The sequence below is a fragment of the Geobacter sp. DSM 9736 genome (genome assembly GCF_900187405.1).
Lineage (GTDB): Bacteria > Desulfobacterota > Desulfuromonadia > Geobacterales > Geobacteraceae > DSM-9736.
In genome coordinates this window covers 52490-72813 of the sequence record NZ_LT896716.1, presented here as the reverse complement: position 1 = coordinate 72813, position 20324 = coordinate 52490, and the positions used below count along the sequence as shown (strand labels likewise).

19 protein-coding genes are annotated in these 20324 nt (G+C 59.0%); 8 read left to right on the top strand and 11 right to left on the bottom strand.

Annotation, left to right across the window (positions count from 1 at the left end; genetic code table 11):
* Positions 1–144: 144 nt before the first annotated feature.
* Positions 145–1188, bottom strand: a complete 1044-nt coding sequence (locus CFB04_RS00365; protein WP_088533414.1) for a rod shape-determining protein — start codon at positions 1186–1188, stop codon at positions 145–147.
* Positions 1189–1493: 305 nt separating this feature from the next.
* Here CFB04_RS00365 and CFB04_RS00360 point away from each other — a divergent pair, with 305 nt between their 5' ends.
* The 5 genes from CFB04_RS00360 (at position 1494) to CFB04_RS00335 (ending at position 7055) form a co-directional block, all read left to right on the top strand.
* Positions 1494–3074 carry a peptidylprolyl isomerase gene (locus CFB04_RS00360; protein ID WP_088533413.1) on the top strand — a complete coding sequence of 527 codons (1581 nt, stop codon included), beginning with the start codon at positions 1494–1496 and terminating at the stop codon, positions 3072–3074.
* A gap of 192 nt (positions 3075–3266) precedes the next feature.
* Positions 3267–4157 carry a phosphoribosylaminoimidazolesuccinocarboxamide synthase gene (locus tag CFB04_RS00355; RefSeq protein ID WP_088533412.1) on the top strand — a complete coding sequence of 297 codons (891 nt, stop codon included), beginning with the start codon at positions 3267–3269 and terminating at the stop codon, positions 4155–4157.
* Positions 4158–4870: 713 nt separating this feature from the next.
* Positions 4871–6334 (top strand): radical SAM protein, encoded by a 1464-nt coding sequence (locus CFB04_RS00345; protein ID WP_088533410.1) that lies wholly within the window; start codon positions 4871–4873, stop codon positions 6332–6334.
* 125 nt (positions 6335–6459) lie between these two features.
* Positions 6460–6741 carry a type II toxin-antitoxin system RelE/ParE family toxin gene (locus CFB04_RS00340; RefSeq protein WP_088533409.1) on the top strand — a complete coding sequence of 94 codons (282 nt, stop codon included), beginning with the start codon at positions 6460–6462 and terminating at the stop codon, positions 6739–6741.
* A gap of 11 nt (positions 6742–6752) precedes the next feature.
* Complete coding sequence (locus tag CFB04_RS00335; protein ID WP_088533408.1) at positions 6753–7055, top strand: HigA family addiction module antitoxin; 303 nt, start codon at positions 6753–6755, stop codon at positions 7053–7055.
* 92 nt (positions 7056–7147) lie between these two features.
* Here the strand turns inward: CFB04_RS00335 and CFB04_RS00330 are convergent, their stop codons facing one another.
* The 8 genes from CFB04_RS00330 to CFB04_RS00295 are packed head-to-tail and all read right to left on the bottom strand — an operon-like array spanning position 7148 to position 14407.
* The gene (locus CFB04_RS00330) at positions 7148–7882 is read right to left on the bottom strand and encodes a UbiA family prenyltransferase (RefSeq protein WP_088533407.1); all 735 of its coding nucleotides are present in this window, start codon (positions 7880–7882) and stop codon (positions 7148–7150) included.
* Positions 7866–9254, bottom strand: a complete 1389-nt coding sequence (locus CFB04_RS00325) for an alkaline phosphatase family protein (protein ID WP_231934290.1) — start codon at positions 9252–9254, stop codon at positions 7866–7868. The genes CFB04_RS00330 and CFB04_RS00325 overlap by 17 nt, the downstream gene beginning before the upstream one ends.
* The gene (gene eboE, locus CFB04_RS00320) at positions 9233–10303 is read right to left on the bottom strand and encodes a metabolite traffic protein EboE (protein WP_088533406.1); all 1071 of its coding nucleotides are present in this window, start codon (positions 10301–10303) and stop codon (positions 9233–9235) included. The genes CFB04_RS00325 and eboE overlap by 22 nt, the downstream gene beginning before the upstream one ends.
* Positions 10297–11100: a TatD family hydrolase gene (locus CFB04_RS00315; RefSeq protein ID WP_197692540.1), complete on the bottom strand. Its 804-nt coding sequence runs from the start codon at positions 11098–11100 to the stop codon at positions 10297–10299. The genes eboE and CFB04_RS00315 overlap by 7 nt, the downstream gene beginning before the upstream one ends.
* The gene (locus CFB04_RS00310) at positions 11094–11384 is read right to left on the bottom strand and encodes a hypothetical protein (RefSeq protein ID WP_157698679.1); all 291 of its coding nucleotides are present in this window, start codon (positions 11382–11384) and stop codon (positions 11094–11096) included. The genes CFB04_RS00315 and CFB04_RS00310 overlap by 7 nt, the downstream gene beginning before the upstream one ends.
* Positions 11385–11400: 16 nt before the next feature.
* Positions 11401–12582 carry a 3-dehydroquinate synthase gene (locus CFB04_RS00305; protein ID WP_088533403.1) on the bottom strand — a complete coding sequence of 394 codons (1182 nt, stop codon included), beginning with the start codon at positions 12580–12582 and terminating at the stop codon, positions 11401–11403.
* Complete coding sequence (locus CFB04_RS00300) at positions 12583–12945, bottom strand: cytochrome c (protein WP_231934288.1); 363 nt, start codon at positions 12943–12945, stop codon at positions 12583–12585.
* A complete protein-coding gene (locus CFB04_RS00295; RefSeq protein ID WP_088533402.1) occupies positions 12935–14407 on the bottom strand; it encodes a sorbosone dehydrogenase family protein in 1473 nt (490 codons plus the stop codon). The genes CFB04_RS00300 and CFB04_RS00295 overlap by 11 nt, the downstream gene beginning before the upstream one ends.
* Positions 14408–14590: 183 nt before the next feature.
* Here CFB04_RS00295 and CFB04_RS00290 point away from each other — a divergent pair, with 183 nt between their 5' ends.
* The 3 genes from CFB04_RS00290 to CFB04_RS00280 all read left to right on the top strand — a co-directional run bounded on the left by CFB04_RS00290 (position 14591) and on the right by CFB04_RS00280 (position 17287).
* Positions 14591–14938 carry a hypothetical protein gene (locus tag CFB04_RS00290; protein ID WP_088533401.1) on the top strand — a complete coding sequence of 116 codons (348 nt, stop codon included), beginning with the start codon at positions 14591–14593 and terminating at the stop codon, positions 14936–14938.
* Positions 14939–15258: 320 nt separating this feature from the next.
* Positions 15259–16662 (top strand): hypothetical protein, encoded by a 1404-nt coding sequence (locus CFB04_RS00285; RefSeq protein WP_088533400.1) that lies wholly within the window; start codon positions 15259–15261, stop codon positions 16660–16662.
* Between the two features lie 178 nt (positions 16663–16840).
* Positions 16841–17287, top strand: coding sequence for a cohesin domain-containing protein (locus tag CFB04_RS00280; protein ID WP_088533399.1), 447 nt, complete (start codon positions 16841–16843; stop codon positions 17285–17287).
* Between the two features lie 41 nt (positions 17288–17328).
* On the opposite strand, the gene CFB04_RS00275 is transcribed toward CFB04_RS00280, so the two are convergent.
* Together CFB04_RS00275 and CFB04_RS00270 are read right to left on the bottom strand one after the other, a co-directional pair.
* Positions 17329–18492, bottom strand: coding sequence for a class II aldolase/adducin family protein (locus CFB04_RS00275; RefSeq protein ID WP_088533398.1), 1164 nt, complete (start codon positions 18490–18492; stop codon positions 17329–17331).
* A 90-nt stretch (positions 18493–18582) separates the two neighbouring features.
* A complete protein-coding gene (locus tag CFB04_RS00270) occupies positions 18583–20322 on the bottom strand; it encodes an aldehyde ferredoxin oxidoreductase family protein (protein ID WP_088536645.1) in 1740 nt (579 codons plus the stop codon).
* Positions 20323–20324 lie beyond the last annotated feature (2 nt).

Genomic DNA, 20324 nt, shown 5'->3' with positions numbered 1-20324 from the left:
CCCAAAGTTGTTAAAAAATAATCAGATCGTCGCACCCGCAGAAAGCCCCGAGGAGGCATAGCAGCCTGCTCCGCCGAAGCTGCCGCTTTTGCTGCGAAGGCGGGATGCTACACAGACGGCCGATGGCTGTTTTTCAACAGCCTCTCAGGACGAAACGGCCACCCGGCGCAGCAGGTTGAGCTCGTCCAGAACCTTTCCGGAGCCGAGAACAACGCAGGAAAGGGGATCTTCAGCGGTCACTACCGGAAGCCCCGTCTCCTCCCGCAGCAGCAGGTCGAGGTTGCGCAGGAGCGCGCCACCGCCGGCCAGAACGATCCCCTTGTCGACGATATCGGCCGAAAGCTCGGGGGGAGTGCGCTCCAGACATATCCGGACGGCGTCGACGATGGCGTTGACCGGCTCGGAGAGCGCCTCGCGGATCTCGTCGGAGTTGATCTCTGTCGTTTTCGGAATTCCGGATACGAGGTCGCGACCCTTGACTTCCATGGAACGCACTTCGCTCCCGGGGAAGGCTTCGCCGATCTCGATCTTGATGATCTCCGCCATCCGGTCTCCGATGAGCAGGTTGTACTTGCGCTTGATGTACTGCACGATGGCTTCGTCCATCTTGTCGCCGCCCACGCGGACCGATTTGGTGTAGACTATCCCGGCAAGAGAGATGACTGCGACTTCGGTGGTGCCTCCGCCGATATCTACGATCATGTTGCCGCTGGCTTCAGTGATTGGGAGACCGGCTCCGATAGCCGCCGCCATCGGCTCCTCGATCAGGTATACTTCGCGCGCACCCGCGGATTCAGCCGACTCCTTCACCGCCCGCTTTTCAACCTGCGTGATGCCCGACGGAACGCATATGACGATGCGGGGCCGCACCAGGGTCTTGCGGTTATGAACCTTGTGGATGAAATACCGGAGCATCTCCTCGGTGATGTCGAAATCGGCGATGACGCCATCCTTCATCGGCCTGATAGCCGTGATGTTACCGGGTGTGCGGCCAAGCATCTTCTTGGCGTCCATTCCCACAGCAAGCACCTTCTGCTGTCCGTTGTTCATCTGCTGCACCGCCACCACCGACGGCTCCCTGATGACGATCCCTTTACCTTTCAGGTATACGAGAGTATTGGCGGTCCCAAGATCTATAGCAAGGTCGTTCGAAAAAAATCCCAGCAGGTAGTCGAACATTTTCAGCATGGCTGCTCCTTTTCGCGAAATAAAGTCAAATGTTTATCAAAATGCTACCATAGTTGCAAGCTATAAATAGGCGCTACACTCGTCTTTTTCAGCACCTACATCTGCCCTCTCACCGCACTGCTCCCCCGTCGCATGACAGGTCACCCCGGCCCATTTCCCCACCCTCCCCGACCGACGTTATTGTTGCTTTTGAGGGGGAAATAGAATAGTATGTCCAACTCGTTGTCCCGGATGACCACCACTCCGACCGCACCGCTCACCGGGCTCGTTGCCGCCTCTCAATCTCTCCGAAGGAGCTTCTCCATATGCTCGGCATAATGAGAAAGTACAAGCAGTCAGTCATCATCAAGGTAGTCTTCGGCATAATCGTCCTTTCCTTTATCGGCACCATCTTCCTCGTCTGGGGAGAAGGAGGAACGTCGGTGGGGGGAGCCTCCTACGCAGCCAAAGTGAACGGAGAAAAGATCTCGCTGGAGGCTTTCCAGAACAGCTACTACCGACTGCGCAACATTTATGATCAGATCTACGGGCGATCCCTGACCCCCGAAATGGAGAAGCAGCTGGGGATCAAGAAAACGGCCCTCGACAACCTGATCGAGACGGCTCTCGTCCGAAAGGAAGCGAAGCGGATGGGAATCAAGGTGAGCAAGGACGAGATCGCCGCCGCAGTTGCCGCCGTTCCCTCCTTTCAGAAGAACGGCGCCTTCGACTTCCAGCTCTACCAGCAGATCCTCAGGTCCAGCCGCATGACCCCGACCCAATTCGAGGATGCGCAGAAGGAGGAACTGCTCGTCAAGAAAGCCAGGGAGCAGGTAAAGAACCAGGTCAAGGTGACGGATGAAGAGGCACTGCAGGCCTTCAAGAAACAGAATGACACGGTGGAACTCCAGTTCATTTCCTTCGCACCCGCCGACGTGGCCGGGGAGGTAAAACTCACCGATCAGGATCTCAATGCGTATATCCAGGCGCACCCGGAGCAGTTCAAGACTCCGGAGCAGGTGAGCCTTCAGTATGCTCTGGTGGATCCGGGCAAGGTGGCTGCTGGGGTCACGGTAACCGATGAGGAAGCGCAGGCCTACTACCAGAAGAACATCGACCGATACCAGGGAAAGGGCGGGATACTGCCTTTTGCCGAAGTAAAAGACCGTGCACGGGCAGACGCCCAGCGCGCCAAGGGCGCCACAAAGGCTTACGAGCTGGCTGCCGACGCCACAAACAAGAACCTGAAATCCGGAGACATTGCCGCCGCCGCGAAATCTCTAGGCATAGCCGTCTCCGAGACGCCGCTCTTCTCAGCCTCGACCCCTCCCGCGCAACTCGCCGGCGAGACCGAGCTTCTCAAGCGGGCCTTCACGTTCAAGCAGGGTGAACTGGGAGGGCCCATCGAGACTCCTAAAGGCATCTACATAGTGAAGGTAAAGGAGAGAAAGCCTGCTGCAGTCCCGCCCCTTGCGCAGATAAGGACACAGGTCGAGAAACTCGCTCGCGAGGAAAAGGCACGGGATCTTGCGAAGAAGAAAGCTGAAGATGCTCTGGCTCTGCTCGCCAAGGGAGGAGCTCCCGTTCAGGAGACCGGACTTTTCTCCTACTCCGACAAAAATCCGGTGGTACCCAAGATCGGCCCCTCCCCAGACCTGATGGAAGCCGCGTTCGATCTCACCAGTGCGGCACCCGTTGCAAAGACAACTTTCAAGGTCGCCGACCGCTGGTATGCAGTCAGGCTCAAGAACCGCGTAGCAGCCAGTACTGCGGATTTCCAGAAGCAGAAGGATCAGTTAACCCGATCGCTTCTGCCGAAGAAACAGCAGGAGGCGATGGACAAGTGGCTCAAGGATCTGAAGGCGAAGGCGAAGATAGAGATCAACCAGGCGCTTCTGGCCGACTGAGGTTGTTGAAAAACACCCATCTCGCCGCCGTCCTCGAAAGCCACCTTGTGCGGCGTAGCGCTGTTTATGCCCCAGAGGGTACTACGCCTCCGCGGGGCGTTCTGCGGGTGCAACGATCTGGCTATTTTTGAACAACCAGATTTTTTCCACAACATTTCACCTTCCTATCAAAACGTTTTCAAGGAGCATACTATGTCACAACTCGTTCTCAATACCGATTTTTCCGATCTGAAGCTGGCTGCACGGGGTAAGGTGCGTGATATCTACGACCTGGGCGACGCGCTGCTCATCGTCACCACCGACCGGATCTCGGCATTCGACGTAATAATGAACGAGGCGATTCCCGACAAAGGGTACGTCCTCACCCAGATCTCCGCCTTCTGGTTCCGCCAGATGGAGGACATCATCCCGAACCATATCATTTCAACGGAAGTCTCGGAGTTTCCGGAGCAGTGCCGGAAGTACGCCGACATCCTCGAAGGCCGCTCGATGCTGGTCAAGAAGGCGAAGCCCCTTCCTGCCGAGTGCATCGTCCGCGGTTACATCTCCGGGTCCGGCTGGAAAGATTACAAGCAGACGGGCGCTATCTGCGGGATCAAACTTCCGGCAGGGCTCGTCGAATCGGACAAGCTGGAGCAGCCGATCTTCACCCCCTCCACCAAGGCGGAACTGGGGACCCATGACGAGAACATCTCCTTCGAGACAATGGCGGAGCTTTGCGGCCGGGATGTCGCCGAAAAAGTGCGTGATGTGACGCTCAAGATCTATTCCAAAGCCCGGGACATCGCCGACACAAAAGGAATCATCATCGCCGACACCAAGTTCGAGTACGGCATCTACAACGGCGAACTCATAATAATCGACGAGTGCATGACGCCCGATTCGAGCCGCTTCTGGCCGAAAGACCAGTACCGTCCGGGGGGCCCCCAGCCATCCTTCGACAAGCAGTTCCTGCGCGACTACCTGGAGACCCTCGACTGGAACAAGACGGCTCCGGCGCCGCCCCTTCCCGAGGAGATCGTGCGGAAGACCGCCGAGAAGTACATGGAAGCACTCGTGAAGCTGACTGGCAAAGGGAAGTAACAGGATACTGCGTACGTGCTTTTTAGCCCCGGCCCCGGCCGGGGCTTTTGCTTTTTGGATGAGCCACCCGTTTTACAGCATCCTTTTGGCTGCGTTTTCTCAGCAGCCTAAGGGGGCGTTGCCCCCTCACCCCCACTTCATTTCTTTTGTTTGCCCAAAAGAAACGAAGCAAAGAAAATGGCACCCCAACACCATGGCCGCTCACGCGGTTCCCTCGCTGCGAGCACCGGCGGCGCGACGATCAGATTCGCTTCGCTCAGGAGATCGTCGAAAACCCGCCGCCGGTGTTCTCACTCGGCCATGCCGAAGGGGGAACTGCTTTAAAAACTAAGCTTTAAGCCTTTAGGCCGCGTTCCGCGGCCTCCCCATTACATTCCGCCGAGTGAAGAAGCCGGGCGGGAAGGGGGAGGCTGCCCAGGAGCGGAGCGACTTTGCAGAATCCCCCGCCCGGCTGACGAAGGAGGGAATCCCGAAGGGACGGAATGTTCCGGGGCGGATCTTTCTTTGCGTACTTTCTTTGGAGCCAAGCCAAAGAAAGTACGTGGGGTACGGGGCAAAGCCCCGAATGAATCAGTACTTGACAGAGCGGAGCGTATGGCATTGCGCCTATTTGATTTCTTCTGTTCGATATGCCGAATAGGAATAACCACCAGCAATATTCGTACAGCAGCTGTAGCCCCCCCTGCTCTCGCATTGCCAGAGGAACAGTATAGATGAACATCCTCCTCCTTCGCCCCCACCCGGGAAACGAAAAGTTCGGTCTGGGACCCTTCTTTAGAGTGGAACCCTTGGGCCTCGAATACATCGGATCGGCCCTTCGCCAGGCCGGGCATGACGTCACCATCGCCGACCTCCGTTTCCGCCCTTCCGCCTCCACCTGGGTCCGCCGCGCCCGTCCCCGCGTCGTCGGCATCTCCTGCCTCCACGCCCTCGAATACGACCGCATCATCGCCACCGCCCAGGAAATCCGCCACGCCGCTCCCGATGCGTTCATCATCGTCGGCGGGCATGCTGCAGCTGCCTACTCTGCCCCCCTGGAGCATGAGCTGATCGACGCCATCTGCCTCGATGACGGGGAAGAGGTGATGCCCGCCCTTGCCGCCGCGCTTGACCGGGGAGCGCCCCTCACGGAGGTGCCGGCTCTCCGGCTCAAGACAGGCGATGGCTGGACAACCACCAGCCCTCTCGCCGAACGGACGAGCCTCGACCTGATCCAGCTCCCCGCCCGGGATCTGGTCGAGCGTCACCGCAGCGGCTACCACTGCCTCCTCTTCAAACCTGTGTGGCTTGTGGAGACCGCCCGGGGCTGCCCCCACCGCTGCACCTTCTGCTCCGTGTGGCAATTCTATGGCCGAACCTGCCGGGAGCGGAAACTGGCCGCTGTCGTGGAAGACTTCGCAACTGCAGGAGATTCCGTCTTCGTCGCCGACGACCTTTTCTGGCACAATCCCGAGAGAAGCCTGGAGCTTGCCGCTGCACTAAAGAAGCGGGGAGTGTACAAACGGTGGATTCTCGTCCAGACCCGCACCGACCTGATCCGGCGAAGCGCTGAGATTATGGCCGCATGGCGCCCACTGGCAAAGGACTTCGACATCTTTCTTGGGCTGGAGGCGGCCAGCGACAATGGGCTGGAAGGGATCACAAAGGACGCCGGAGTAGGCGACAGCATCGAAGCTGTGCGGATCGCGCGGGACTTGCATTACGGCATCAACGGCAACTTTCTTGTGAGCCACGACTGGGGGGAAGAAGAATTCCGGGAGCTGTGGAGCTTCGTGGAAAAGCACGGGCTGCAGCGGGCGGGTTTCACGATCCTCACCCCGCTCCCCGGTACCGAGTATTACCAGGAGATGGCAGCACAGATTCCCGACCAGCCATGGGGGAACTACGACATGCACCACCTACTCTGGGAGCCGCGCCTCGGTGCACAGCGGTTCTTCGATCTATACGCGGAGACCTGGAAGCGCTCCATCCTCAACACCTCAGGAGAAAAACGCCTCATCGACTGGTTCCGCCAGGTAAAGCCCTCCCAGATCCCCTACATCGCCAAGGTACTATGGCAGACCCAGCGGATGATGAAGCCGGAGGCGTACATGAAGGAGCACCTCGCAACCCGGCATCACCCGCAAAGGGCAACGGCTGTGGCTCGGCAGCCGTCGGAGATTGGTGCACGGATTTAAAAGACGGAAAGAGACATAAAAGGCCCTTCAATTGCGGAAGGAAAAAACCTGCAGACACCAAGACTTTTTTCAGCCCACATAGTATCGCTTGACAATACTAACGCAGTCCGTTACCATCTTTAACTGTGATCAAATCATTTGCTTGCAAGGAAACGGAAAAACTGTTTCATGGTCGGTTCTCGGCGAAATTGCCGCAGGACGTGCAGCGTGTAGCACAACGCAAGCTGAAACAGATACATGCCGCGGCGGCTCTCGATTTTCTTCGGGTCCCTCCGGGAAACCGGCTGGAGCAGCTTTCCGGAAACCGCAGCGGTCAATGGAGTATCAGAATTAACGACCAGTGGAGAATCTGCTTTCAATGGGCCGACGGCAATGCACTTGACGTGGAGCTGGTAGATTACCATTGAGGAGAAACGACATGAAACGCGACCTGCCTCCTGTTCACCCCGGTGAAATTCTTCTGGAAGACTTCCTCAAGCCAATGGGCATAACCCGCTATCGCCTGTCCAAGTCCATCGCCGTACCACAGCGTCGTATTGATGAAATCTGCGCAGGGAAGCGGTCCATCACTGCGGATACCGCCCTGCGCCTGGCGAGGTTCTTCGGCACCGACGCCCAGAGCTGGATGAACCTTCAGGCTGAATATGATCTTGAAGTTGCTGAAATCACCATGGCCGAGCGGATCGAGCGGGAGGTCAAGCCGTTAAAGGATGCGGCGTGATCTGGAGTGCGCCTCGGCAGCCATCTGAAATTGCGGGACTCTGAGCCGACGACCGAATGCAGCAGTGTCAGTTGCTGCAACTCCTGTATCTGTCAATCCCCCCTCACCTTCCTCTGAAACGCCAGGGTCGCCGCTCCACCCGCGATACCGGCTGTAAACCAGCCCGGTCCCACCACGAACGCCAACGCTATACCGTCGACTACAGGAATGCCTGCCAGCATAACCGGCACTAGCGGCATTCCCCTTCGTTTCACCTTTCCCCCCTTTTCTAGCCGCGCGGCCAGCGACAGGAGCAGGATATAACCGAACTGCACCGTTGCCAGCGCAAGAAGGGGAAAGCTAAGCGTCCCCGAGCATGCGAGGCCGGAGACGACGTATATCATGAAGCGGCATCCGGCCATGGGAATAACGGAGAGGGGTGAGAGATTGTGGACAAGGTTGTACAGGACAATAAGGATCAGAAGGAAAATACCAGCGGCAAAAGCAGGGATACCGCCGGCCGCTGCAAAAGTCACCACGGCAAAAAAGAAGAGGATTACATACAGCACCGTCCCCTGAGTGACGGTGATCCTCCCTGACGGGATAGGCCGTTCGGGCCGGTGAAGCGTATCGGCAGCAGAGTCAACGCAATCGTTCATGGCCATTCCGCCGCAGTAGGCCATTGATATTCCCGTCAGGAGCAGTGACACTTTCAGCCACGACAAATCCCCCCCGGACAGAAGGCAGGCTGCAAGCACATTGACCCAGACCGTGGGCAGGTTGCTCACCCGGCACAACTGCAGGTAGCCGTACATTCCGGCTGGGAGCACTCTAGTCGATGAAGACATGGTCGAGTATGGTCTTGCAGACGTCTGTGGCCTGAAGCAGGTGGTCCTGCACGAGACGGTTCTCCGATGAGACGAGGAGAGGCCATTCCCCCCGATCCTCCGGGACTCTGCCATGGGAGCCCCGTACGACACGTGCGTCTAAAGGTATCACCTCCATGAGTCCACGGAAGCCGAGCCGCTGCTTCATAAGAAATGTCCCGACCTTCAGGGCGGGGAACCGGATCCGCGGATCGAGGAAAAGCTCGCAGGGATCATACCCCGGCTTCGCGTGGATGTTCACCGTCCGAGCATAGTCGGGCGCCCTGGCATCTTCCTCCCAGAAGTAGTAGGTGAACCAGCTCCCCTCGCACGCCACGAGAATCAGCTCTCCGGAACGCTCGTGGTCAAGCCCCCACCCCCTCTTCCCATCCACATCGAGCACATGCTCGATACCAGGGACAGCCAGAAAGAGTGACTTTATCGCCTCCACGTCCCGTTTGCCCCGCACGTAGACATGGGCGATCTGGTGATCGGCAACCGCGAACGCCCTGCCGGCGCCCGGATCGAGATACTCCCGCCCCAGGTCGGTCTTCACGCCGAGCAGCCCAGCCTCCCGGAGAATCCGGTTCGGGTGGACGGGGTTATCCACCTGCGAGATCCCATATTCGGAAAGCAGGATCAGTCGGCAGCCGCGGCCGAGGAAGAAGTCTGCCAGGGTGCCGAAGAGGGTATCGATCTCCCGCAGATCCTTCGAGACTGCCTCTGCGCGCGATCCTACCTTCTGGAGGCAGTAGTCCAGGTGGGGGAGATATATAAGGTGGAGAATCGGCCGGAACTGCTCTTCCAATGCCATGGCTGCGTCGGCGATCCACCGGCTCGATTCGATGGATGTGGCGGGGCCCCAGAAGCGGAAAAGGGGGAAGCGGCCGAAGCGCCTCGTGAAATCCTCCCTGAGATGGCCGGGAGCGGTGTAGCAGTCGGGGATCTTGCGCCCGTCGGCACAGTAGATCGGCCGGGGTGTGACGCTCCAGTCGGCGTCCGTCGCCATGTTGTACCACCAGAAGCTGTTGGCGCAGGTGAAGGACCGGTCACGCTTCCTCCCGGCATGCCATACCTTCTCCCCCTGGACGAGACGATTCGACTGGCGCCAGAAAAATACCTCCGAGAGGTCCCGGAAGTACCAGCCGTTCCCGACGATCCCGTGCTCACCGGGAAGCTTCCCGGTGAGGTAGGTGGCTTGCATGGAGCAGGTTACCGCGGGACAGAGCGGCCTCACACGCGCACGAGAGGAGGCAAGCTGGTTTATGCGCGGGGTGTCCGGGCCGAGAAGCGATGAAGACAGCCCCACCATGTTTATGACGACGGTGCGGTTCACAGGCGCGACCTCAACCACTCAAACTCCCGGCAGATGGAATCGGTTATCGAGGCGGGTTTATCTGGAAGAACATCGTAGGTATATGTCTCTATCTCCAGGAGCGCACCGGCTGGGCGGCATGCGAGAACATGGGGGATGAAGCCGTTGGTGGTCCCGTACCGCCCTCTTCCGTCATCGTACAGAGGAAGATGGAAATGTATCCGCCACTCCTCATCCATGCGTGCCCCTTCCAGAAGCGCATCGGGAAGATCCCCGAATGGCAGTATGTCAGCTCCTCTTCTGACATTCGTCTGATGCAGGTAACGGGGTTCCCGGAACAGTTCCGCTGCGGCAGCATGATCCCGGAGAAGGCGGACCGCCGAGGAGACCTGAATCTTCGGTACGGTAATACCCGCCTGCTCCAGAGCAAAGAGAGCCTGCCGGGGCTCCTCGAACATGACGGCACCGTGACAGCAATCGTAGCAGAGGCCGATAAAGGGTCTGAAGTCCTGAGGAAAGTCCATTGTCTCGAAGAAGCGAATGGCGTCCTCGGCGGTTTCGAGGAGGCATCCCGGCTCCGGCTCCAACGCGAGGATTATCCGCTTTCCCCCCTCTGCCGCCCCTTCCAGCTCCTTCAAAACGCTCAGGAGGTTTTCCCGTATCAGGGGAAAGTCCTGCCGGTTGAGATGTGCCCTGTATCCGACGGGCACCGTGGAAATGGAACCTGTAATTCCGTTGGGAAGCCAGACATTGAGGAGCCGCACGAGGTCGAGGGTGTACTGGACCCTCTCCCGGCTGCGCCAGTCCGGGAGATATGCCTGTTCCTTAACCCGATCGCCGTGAAACGAACCGAAAGGAAAGCCGTTGATGGTGGGAATGAAGCATCCGCTTTGCCCCAATTCCTCCAGAAACTCCACAGCCGATTCCGTTGTCGCTTCGCGGGCAGCACGCGCCGAAACCCGGAGCCCTACCGGGAAAGGAGCATCCGGAGATACCCGCTCCTTCACCTTGAGTACATTTTGCCAGACGGAGGTGGAAACCTCCTCCCACGTTTCCCCCGGATGGATGTTGGTGCAGTAGGTCAACATGGGAGACGGAATCGTGGAGACTGACCCAGGAATGCGGCAGGATTGTCGCGGAGGACCTGCGAAATCTCGTGGCTCCCGAAGCCGCGGCGCCTCATTTCTTCCCCTGCCTTCAGCACCGCCAGCGGATCGCTTACCCCCCAGTCCGCCGCAGAATTGAGCCATATCCTGTCGAGCCCCATCGTTTCCAGGATATCGACGGCACGGGCGGGAGTGCACTTGGACAATGGGTATAGGGTGATTCCTGCCCAGAACCCGGCATCACGTATGAGTTTTACCGTATGCTCCTCGGCGTGGTCGATGAGCACACGGTCGGGGCTCAACCGCGGCTCGTTCCTGATCAGGTCGATGATGAGCCTTGTCCCCTTCAGCTTGTCCTCCAGGTGGGGTGTGTGGACGAGGATCAGCTCCTGCCGCTCCGCCGCCAATTCCACCTGCCATTCGAGCACCTTCACCTCATTGCGGCCGTTACGGTTCAGTCCTATCTCCCCCAGCCCCAGGACAGTCGGCCGGTCCAGAAAGTGCGGGAGGATCTTCAGTACCTCCTGCGCCAGTGACAGGTCCACTGCTTCCTTCGGGTTAAGACAGAGCCAGCAGTAGTGGCTTATACCGAACCTTGCCGCCCGCGCCGGCTCCACCACCGTAAGGTGCTCGAAGTAATCTGCGAAACCGGCGGCGGTCTTCCGGTCGTACCCCGCCCAGAAGGCCGGCTCGGTCACGACCTTTATCCCGTGGAGTGCCAGGGCGGCATAATCGTCGGTTGTGCGGGAAACCATGTGGATGTGGGGATCGATCAGCACCTGATCCCCCCCCATGCTCCGACGGCTTTAGGCGGAGGAATTTCATCGCCAAGCGTCTCGGAGGTCGGATCGCTGAGTATGGTAAGAATCTCGACTGCCCTGTTACAGCGGCCGGAAGCAAGGAGCTTCAGAATCTTCGTGACGGCCCGGTAGCGGAAATCCTCCCGTGCAAGGGGGGCACCTTCGTAACGGTCGAGCCGGTCGAGGAATGCGGCGATATCAAGGAGCCGTGACCGGCATTCGATGAAATCCCGCTCCAGCAGCTCAGGTGCGGTAGGTTTCATGTTCTGCTCCATTCCCTCATTCCGCAGCAGGAAGAGACATCAGCCATTCCCGGCAGCGGTGCAGAAGTGGCAGGTCCATGCTGTTGACATCGATGCTGCTGCCGATCCCGTTCGGCAGCGTTATGGTCAGGCGTCCCCCCAGATGCTGGCGGAAGCTGTCCAGGGATCGGCACAGGTCTATTTGAGCAAGCGCCGGATAGGAGAGCTGGAAGCCAATATCCTGCAGGAGATGGAGGATGGCTTCCCCTTCCGCCTCAGAGACCAGGCCTGTCTCCCATGCGTACCGGGTATCCAGTGCAATACCGATTGCCACCCCCTCGCCGTGAAGGATGTCGCCGCTCGTTTCCTCCAGGGCATGCGCAGCCCAGTGCCCGAAATCGAGGGGCCGCGCACAGCCGGTTTCGAATGGATCTCCGGCGGCGATATGGTCCATGTGGAGGCGGGCGCAGCGAACGATCATCTCCTCTGCCTGCGGGGACGAGAAACGGGCGAGCGCGTTCCTTTCGGCAGATAGGAAGCGGAAGAAACCTGTATCCTTGATCACCGCCACCTTGATCGCCTCTGCTATTCCTGCGCGTCGCTGGCGTGGAGCGAGGGTACGCAGGAAGTCGAAATCGTTGACTACTGCGAAAGGCGGGGAGAAGCTGCCCACCCAGTTCTTTCTTCCGAAGGCGTTGTATCCGTTTTTGACACCCACCCCCGCATCATTCTGCGAAAGAGTGGTCGTGGGCATCCTGACAAGGCGAATCCCGCGGTGTGCCGTCGATGCCGCGTAGCCGGCGACATCGAGAAACGCGCCGCCACCAATGGCTAGAACCACCGAGTGCCTGCAGAGACCGTGCTTCAGGAAGAGGCGGTGCAGCTGTCCCACTTGGGCCTCGCCGTCCTTGCACCTCTCCCCCCCCGGGAAGATGTGAAGGCCCGCTGCGAGTGCCAACGCGTGCGGGTGTGATCGTGCATACATTCCGATCCGTTCCCCCAGATCCGGCCAGACTGCGGCTACACCGGCGTCCACGATGGGAAAGACAGCAGTTGGACCTTCAGCCGAACCTGCCGCCTCCGCCAGCGCCGCATTCTCAGGCGAAAATGAGTTGCGGGTAAAGTAAACCGGAAACCTGTACGGAACGGCGAACTCCTGCCACAAGCAGCGCACCGGATCCCCGTCACTTCTCTCCACTGCCGCTGAAAGCGCTTCCATCTAGTCCGGGTGCTTCCTCAGGGTCTGTATGTATTCCACCAGGTCGTCCAGCTGGTCGTCGGGAAGAAGCTCCTTTGAAAAAGAGGGCATGGCTCCGACTCCGGTGCGGATCTGCGTCTTTATCAGAGGGCCGGGCAACGGCTTGTTGTTGATGGCGAAACCAAGGCCGGCTTCTCCCCCCGGGTGGCACTTGTCGCAGTGGACCATGAAAACCTTCTGTCCGCGAGCCACCTTTTCCGAATCGATCTTGAGCGGCCCCGCCACCGGCTCTCCGCGTCGGGCAGAGGTGCACGCACTGACCGAAAAAATCGCCAGCACCAGCAGCAGGCAGGGAATCTTATGTATCAATCCGCTACCGGTCACGATGCACCTCCCGCGTTATCCTCCACAGCACCCCGGTCTTCTGCACCGGCTTCGCCCCCTCTGGAGTCTCCTTCAGAATGCCGAAATCCACGATATACAGAGCCTTTCCCGACGGATCGAACCGGGCCGCCACCGGTCGCTCGATCCCGCCCGTCCCCAGCCCGGAAGCGGGGCCATTCTTCTTCCCTTTGTTGGAGACGAACTCCCGTACCACCCCGTTCTTAACATCGACCCTAACTACATTGAATCCGACCGGACCGACCACTTTCCCCGTCGTGGGAGACTGGTCACCGAACTGGGCTACAAAGGCTTCTCCCACATGTCCGAAATGCTCACTGCGGGAGAAATCGAAGCCGTCCGCAGAGGAATGAACAGGAAGTATCGCTGCAGGTTTCGGTGGGATGTTCGGGTACTTCTCCAGGAGCAGTTTCGGCTTACCCCCGAGCAGCTGCTTGAACTGGGTCCCTTCATCGAGGCGAAGCCCCGTGCTGAAGTCGGGCCAACCGTACCAGATGCCCTGCTGAACCTCCCACAAGGCATCGCCGGTTCCAAAAACCGGCCTGCTGCCCCGCTCGTCGTAACCGTTATCGGTCACAAACAGTTTACCTTCCGGCGAGAAGGCCAGACCGAAGGGGTTGCGGAAACCCCACGCCACCAGCTCCGGGCTTCCTCCTGACGGCAATACCTTCAGCACGGCTCCATTGCAGGGGATATTTCCTTTTATCACTTCTCCCTTTGAAGTCGGCTTGCCGAAGGGTACGAAAGCTCCAGTGAATGCCTCCCCCTCCCCTTTCACCACATCCTTCGTCTCATAATTCTCGCCGGTTAGTGTCACATCGATGCAGGGGGTATCATGAAAATCGGGGTTCCGCGCAAGCCACCCGAATTTCAGGTTATCTTCCCCCACAATACCGGAGTTGGTCGCCGTTCCCAGGCCGAAGTAGAGCCAGCCGTCAGGCCCCACGGCAGGCCCGTTGGTGTGATGGTCCCCGCGCGTTGGAAAGTTTCCGGCTACGGTGCTCATATTACCGTCGGCGGTTATCCGGAGAATCCTGCCACCCTCCAGCTCCCCCCCTTCCGCGACATAGAAAGCCCCCTCATGCCGGACTACCCCGGTCCAAGGCCCGTTTTTCCTTCCCTCTGCAACAGGCACCAACTTTCCGCCGTCAACACGCAGAAGACGCGGTACCTCCCACACTTCCCCATACGAGTAGCCGGCCTCTACGACGTATGGCATCCCGCTTTCATCGAAGGTCACTCCGGTGGGAAAGGTCAGGCCGGTGGCGACCGCCTCTATCGCGTACCCCTCAGGAAGGGCAATGTCCGCCGGGTTAAGTGCCCGCTCCCCCATTTCCGGCAGCTCCGTAATCTTTCCTCCTCCCGCTGACGGTCGCATGCCGAAACACCCGGAGAGAGATATGCAGAGCATCGTTATGCCGGCCACAGATGTCAAAGCACGCATCGGCATCTCCATGTTATCGAGTTTTAATAAATACTATCCGTCCAGTGTCGGCTGTCAAGGAGGGAGCGGACGCAGTCGACGAATCAGGACTGAAGTCGAGCGGAATCAGGGTCCGGAAACTCAACGTATTTGCAGGGGGTATACTTATCAAGGAAAGACCATATCGAGGAAGGAGGCAATACTATGGGTACGGCAGCTATACTCTTTGCACTAGCGGCCTTTGGTGGAGCTGTTATGGTTGCAATGCGCCTGGGGGGGAAAGACCTTCCTCCCACTGCGTTGGCGGTGGGTCATGGAGTTATCGCAGCGGCAGGGCTTGTAACACTTATTGCCGCAGTAAAAGGAGGGGCAGTTCCCGCACTGGCGAATGTGGCGCTTGCCGGATTCGTGCTTGCCGCTTTGGGAGGAGCCGGTCTCTTTTTCCTGTATCACATGAAACACAGGGCATTGCCGATGCCGCTGATGCTCGTGCACGGCACTGTGGCAGTTCTCTCATTTGCCGTACTGCTTATCGCTGTATTTAGCAGTTAAAAAAACTAATGTCGCTATAATGATGAAAGGGACCAAAACTTCGGTCCCTTTTTCTGTCTATTGTTGTTGAAGAAGTAATATCCTGAATCGGTGGTTCATGAACATGCATATTAATGACATATAGCACCTAGTTCCTTCATTACTGTAAGACATTCGCAGTTCTTATTAGCGCATTGATAGTCATAATGGGTTGTCTCATTACAGGTGATGCCTGAAACTGCGTATCATGAATAAGAGAAGTCTTGACTTTTATGAGATAGGCATAATTATTTATACGAGAGAGCTCTCCGGATTTTTGTATCATTCACAGGAGGCATGAGATGACGAATGAGATGAAAAAAGCAGTTGCTGCATTCCTCACCATTGGTACGTTGGCTGTTTCGTGCCCGGCGCTTGCCCAGAACAGTGAGTTCAATTCGGGTGACGCAACGGCGGACAATGCACAGACCCTGGTCAGAGAGGGACGGGAAATCTTCCGCTTCGATACATACGGAGACGAGCAGTTCTGGGGCGGGAAGCTCAGGCTCCACGAAGCCATCGCGGGGCAGGGCCGGGGTGGCGTTGGAAACGGCCTTACGCCGACTACGGCGATCAACCTGGGGCTCAAGGTCGACGTGGATGCCCTCCCCCAGAACGTGGTGCAGGGGCTTCAATCGAATACGATCAACCTGAACGATCCGGCGACGACACTTGCCCTTCTCCAGGTCAATGCCGTAGTGGGCGTCAAAGGAAACTTCTCCCCTGAAGGAAGACTCTCATCGGTCGGATTTACCTGCGCCCTCTGCCACTCGACCGTGGACAACTCCCTTGCCTTCGGTATCGGCCACCGCCTCGACGGCTGGTCCAACCGCGATCTGGACGTAGGCAAGATCGTGGCGCTTGCACCCGACGTCTCCCCGTTCGTTCAGCTTTTGAGATCCTCCCCGGGGAACGAGGAAATCACACCCCAGCAAGTGCGCAATGTCCTCAGCTCCTGGGGACCTGGTAAATTCGACGCACAGCTGCTTCTGGACGGGAAAGCTTTCCGCCCCGACGGCGGACCGGCGGCAACGCTTATTCCGGATGCCTTCGGCATGGCCGGTGTAAACCTCCACACCTGGACCGGCGCATGGGGAACAGTCACCTACTGGAATGCATTCGTAGCGGCGCTTGAACTACAGGGGGTGGGAAACTTCTTCGACCCAAGGCTGGACGATCCGGCACAGTTTCCCGATATCGCCCCTCGTTTCCCGATAGCCGTTGCCAACAGGCTTGGGCACAAAAAGGTCGACCCCGCCAGCGACCTGATCACAAGCAAGCTGCCGGCCCTTCATTTTTACCAGCTGGCGATACCGGCGCCAAAACCCCAGCCGGGCGTGCATTTCAACGAGGATGCTGCGGAACGGGGGGACGCTCTGTTCAGCGGCAAGGCGAGATGTAACGAGTGCCATGTGGAACCGCTCTGGACCGAACCGGGATGGAATGCGCACCGGCCGCAGGAGATCGGGATCGACAGCTTCCAGGCGGAGCGGTCACCGGACCGGGTCTACAAGACCGCAAAGCTCTCAGGGCTCTACATCAGGGAGAACGGACTGTTCATGAAGCCGGAGAACAAAGGTAAATTCTTCCACGACGGAAGGTTCAGGACTCTGCTGGATGTGGTGAACCACTACAACAGCTTCTTCGGCCTGGCTCTTACCGAGGAGGAAAAACGTGACCTGGTGGAGTACCTGAAATCGATCTAGGTAATACGGCAGTCGGCCAAGCAGGGAGGCCAGGGACTGAGGCATGGGGTCCCTGGTCTTGAATTCACCGGAACAATGCCGTCATCTGCCGGTGCGGAACCCTCCGGCAAGCGCAGGATTCCCTAAGCGGGTTCGACGGTATGACGGCCACAACCGATAAGGCACAAACGGAGGGACAGTGAGAAATATCATACTGCCAAAAATCATCAGGATAGTAATGATGCTGGTAATTGTCGTTGCCGGATCAGGCGGGATCGGCAGTGGTGAGGCCACATCTGCCGAAGTGCTCAGTCAAAGCGGGAGAGTGTCGATTATCAGGTCGGGGAGTGCCTTCACGATTCAGGGGGACGGTATGGATGGCGTCGGGGGTGTGAGAATTTCGTTGAGCTACAACAGCTCCGAGCTCTCTTCCCCCTCCGTGACCGAGACCAGCTATAGCACCGGATCCCTCATGGCTGCCAACACTACCGTCCCTGGAAAGATCATCGTTGCAATCGTCCGTGCCACCCCCTTTTCGGGGAGTGGCCAGCTTGCGACGATCACCTTCGCATCACAAGCTGAGGGAGCTGCCGTCACGATAGACTCAGTGGAAATGTATGACGTTGACGGGAACCAGGTTCAGTAAGAGGCGCGTCTTCGTCTTTTCCTGAGATCATGGATATAAGGCTACGCCCTCTGATCCAGCCGCCGGAAATACTCTTCCCGGCACCAGTTCTCCACGTCCACCATGGCGCGAAAGGCCTCCGTAAAACCGGATCGGCCGATGGTGAAGACACCGTGGCCGTAGACGACAGCCTTGCCGGGGCCGCCGATCACCGGCGGCACCCGCTTGGCGAGCCCCCCTGCGCCGATCTCGCCGGCAACCACCGGAGTGTCTCCCAAAAGACGCACCTTCGGGCACTCCTTCCAGCAATCGGTAACGGAGCACCCCTCCTCTTGGCAGAGCATGCTCATGATCACCGCAAATTTCGGATGGCCGTGAAGAATGACACCGGCATCGGTCTGCTCATAAACACGCCTGTGCGCCGCCAGCTCGCTTGACGCCGTGATGCCGGTGGTGGAACTGTTGTCCATTGGGACCGGATCGATGCACCCCGCAAGCTCGTCCAGGCTCGCTGCGGTCTGTGAGATGTAGATCAGGTCGCCGCAACGGACGGAAATGTTGCCGAAGAAGGAATCGACAAGGCCGCGCTGGACCGTGTAGCGCCCCACCGTCGCAACCTCATTCAGGATCTCCTCCGCAGCAGTGAAGGGCCCGGGGCGAAAGCGTAGTCCGTCCGCCGACAGCGGGCGCAGCCACTCGACACGGAAGGCCTCGAACAGCCTCCGCTCCCCCGGTAGCATGAAGCCGTCCTTCAGCAGGTCCTGTAGGTACGCGACGAAGACGGAGTGAAAGACGGAGGAGTAGTTTATGTAGGCCTGCTCCACCGTCACGGCCCCTGTTGCAATGATTCCAACCCCCTCGACGATGATCCCTTTGCGAGTGCCGAGAAGCGCCGCAATCGCAGGAGCCGGGTCCTCCCCAGGGTCGCTCCGCCGCAAAAACGGGATGTCGTGGAGAAAGGTGCGGGTCTCGGTGTCGCGGGGGATAAGACGGCTTTCGCCCTGGGGAGCCCGGGCGACGAGGAGGTCGGCGAAAGGGAGCGAAGGCCGGGCTACCACAAGCCCGAGGCAGCTGAGGCGGGAAACCACCCTGCCTGCCAGTTGCGAGAGCCCGGTGTTGCCCTCCGTAAGCAGCACGTCATCCTGGGCGGCAAAGGCGATTTCTTCGGGGGATGCGGAGCGGTCGGCAATGAGCTTATCGTGGTATTTTTTTATCTGGTCGATCACAGATCACTCTTATTAACATTAAGTTGAGGTTGAGGAAGTACCTTAACCTCAACCTGTGAGCGCAGCGAACGAAAACCTCAACCTGCTTCCCTAGGGCTGCCGCACAAGAAAATCAGGATCAGCAAACGTCCCGTCATCCTTCAAGCCTCGAATCCGGTAGTACTTCCGGAGTTCCTCCTCGAACCGTTCCCTGTCGATAGTCGGGATGTCGATCCCTTCCCCGCTGGACCCCGGCTCAGTGAAAAAGCGTTCCGGCAGGAGATCGTCCTTCCGCCCAAAGCCGTTGTCACAGTTGTAGAAGCGTTCGGTGAGATAAATCCTCTCGCCGATCTCCTTGAGCGACTGCGGGCCGTACTCCATCCCCGTGGCAGCTGACAGAAGCTCTGAGTACTCCTCCAGAGTCGCTCCGAAGAAGGAGAATTTGCAGGCTACGAGGGAATCGATCGCGGCGTTGCTGTCCTCGGCGATCTTGATGATCCGGGCCTTCCCGGAGAAGGAGAAGCGGTCCGTGGCGACGGGCTTTCGCAGGATCTCGTGGGATATGGGATAGGCCCGCAAATGGCACCCCCCGCGGTTGCTCGTGCAGTAGGCAAGGGCCATACCGTAGGCCCCGCGCGGGTCGTAAGCAGGAAGTTCCAGAGACTTCACCGTCATGGAAAGGCCCGGCCGCCCAAGGCTTTCCATTGCCCTCCGGGAGCCTTCGGCAAGCAGGTCGCCATCACCGCGGCGGTGGGCGATGTCCTCCAGGAGACAGGCGATCTCCGCCGCAGCGGGAAACCTCCCTCGCGCTTCCCCCCAGGCGGAGAGGGTGACGGCGGCGGATATGGTGTCCATACCCAGCTCGTTGCAGAGGGTATTGGACCTGACGATCGAATTGAGGCTGCCGATGCCGTTGAGGGCGCCGAAATGGGAAACGGTTTCATATTCGGGAAGGTGCTCCCCCTGGGGAGTGCTCTTCTTGCACTGGATGGGGCAGCCGTAGCAGCCATCCTTGCGGGCGCCGAACTCCCTGCGGATGGCGGGCCCCGAGTAGTTCCCGGAATCGGGGAAAACAGTCTTCGAGAAGTTTTCCGTCGGAGCCATTCGCCGCTGCCGCATCAGATCGACAAGCGCTGGAGTTCCGTACTCGGCGATACCCAGCTCCCCGTAAATCACCGGAGAAGCCCTGAAGAGCCGCATCACGTCCTGCCTGGCGTGGTCGAACCGCTCCCGGTCGGCTATTGCCGTGCCTGTATCCCCGTCAACGGCGATGGCCTTGAGCCTCTTCCTCCCCATGAGAGCACCGAGCCCGCCTCGACCGACCGAGTTACCCTCCCCCATCATGATGTTGGCGAAAAGGACTCCGTTTTCCCCTGCAGGGCCTATGGCGGCAACGCTGCCGCGGCCGGAGAGCGCCGTTACGCTTTCGTGAACATTCTTACCCCAAAGGTTGTCGGCAGGTATCAGTTCAGCGCGATCCCCACTGATGGCAAGGACGACGGGTGCAGGACTCTCCCCGGTAACCCAGAGGGCATCAAGCCCCGCCCCTTTGAGCCGCCAGGCGAACCTCCCCCCTGCCGAGCAGTCGTAGACGGTGCCGGTGAGGGGAGAACGGCTCACGACGGCGAGGCGAGCCGCAGTGGGGGCAGGAGTGCCGCAGAGGGGACCGACGGCGAAGATGAGGGGCATCTCCGGGTCTAAGGGATCGAGGCGGTAACGCTCCCTGAGGAGTCTGACGCCGAGACCACGCCCGCCGAGATACGCATGGAGCAACTCTTCGGGAAGCTTCTCCCGCCGAATGCTTCCGGAAGAAAGATCCACCTTCAGGATGGTACCGGTCCAGCCATACATCA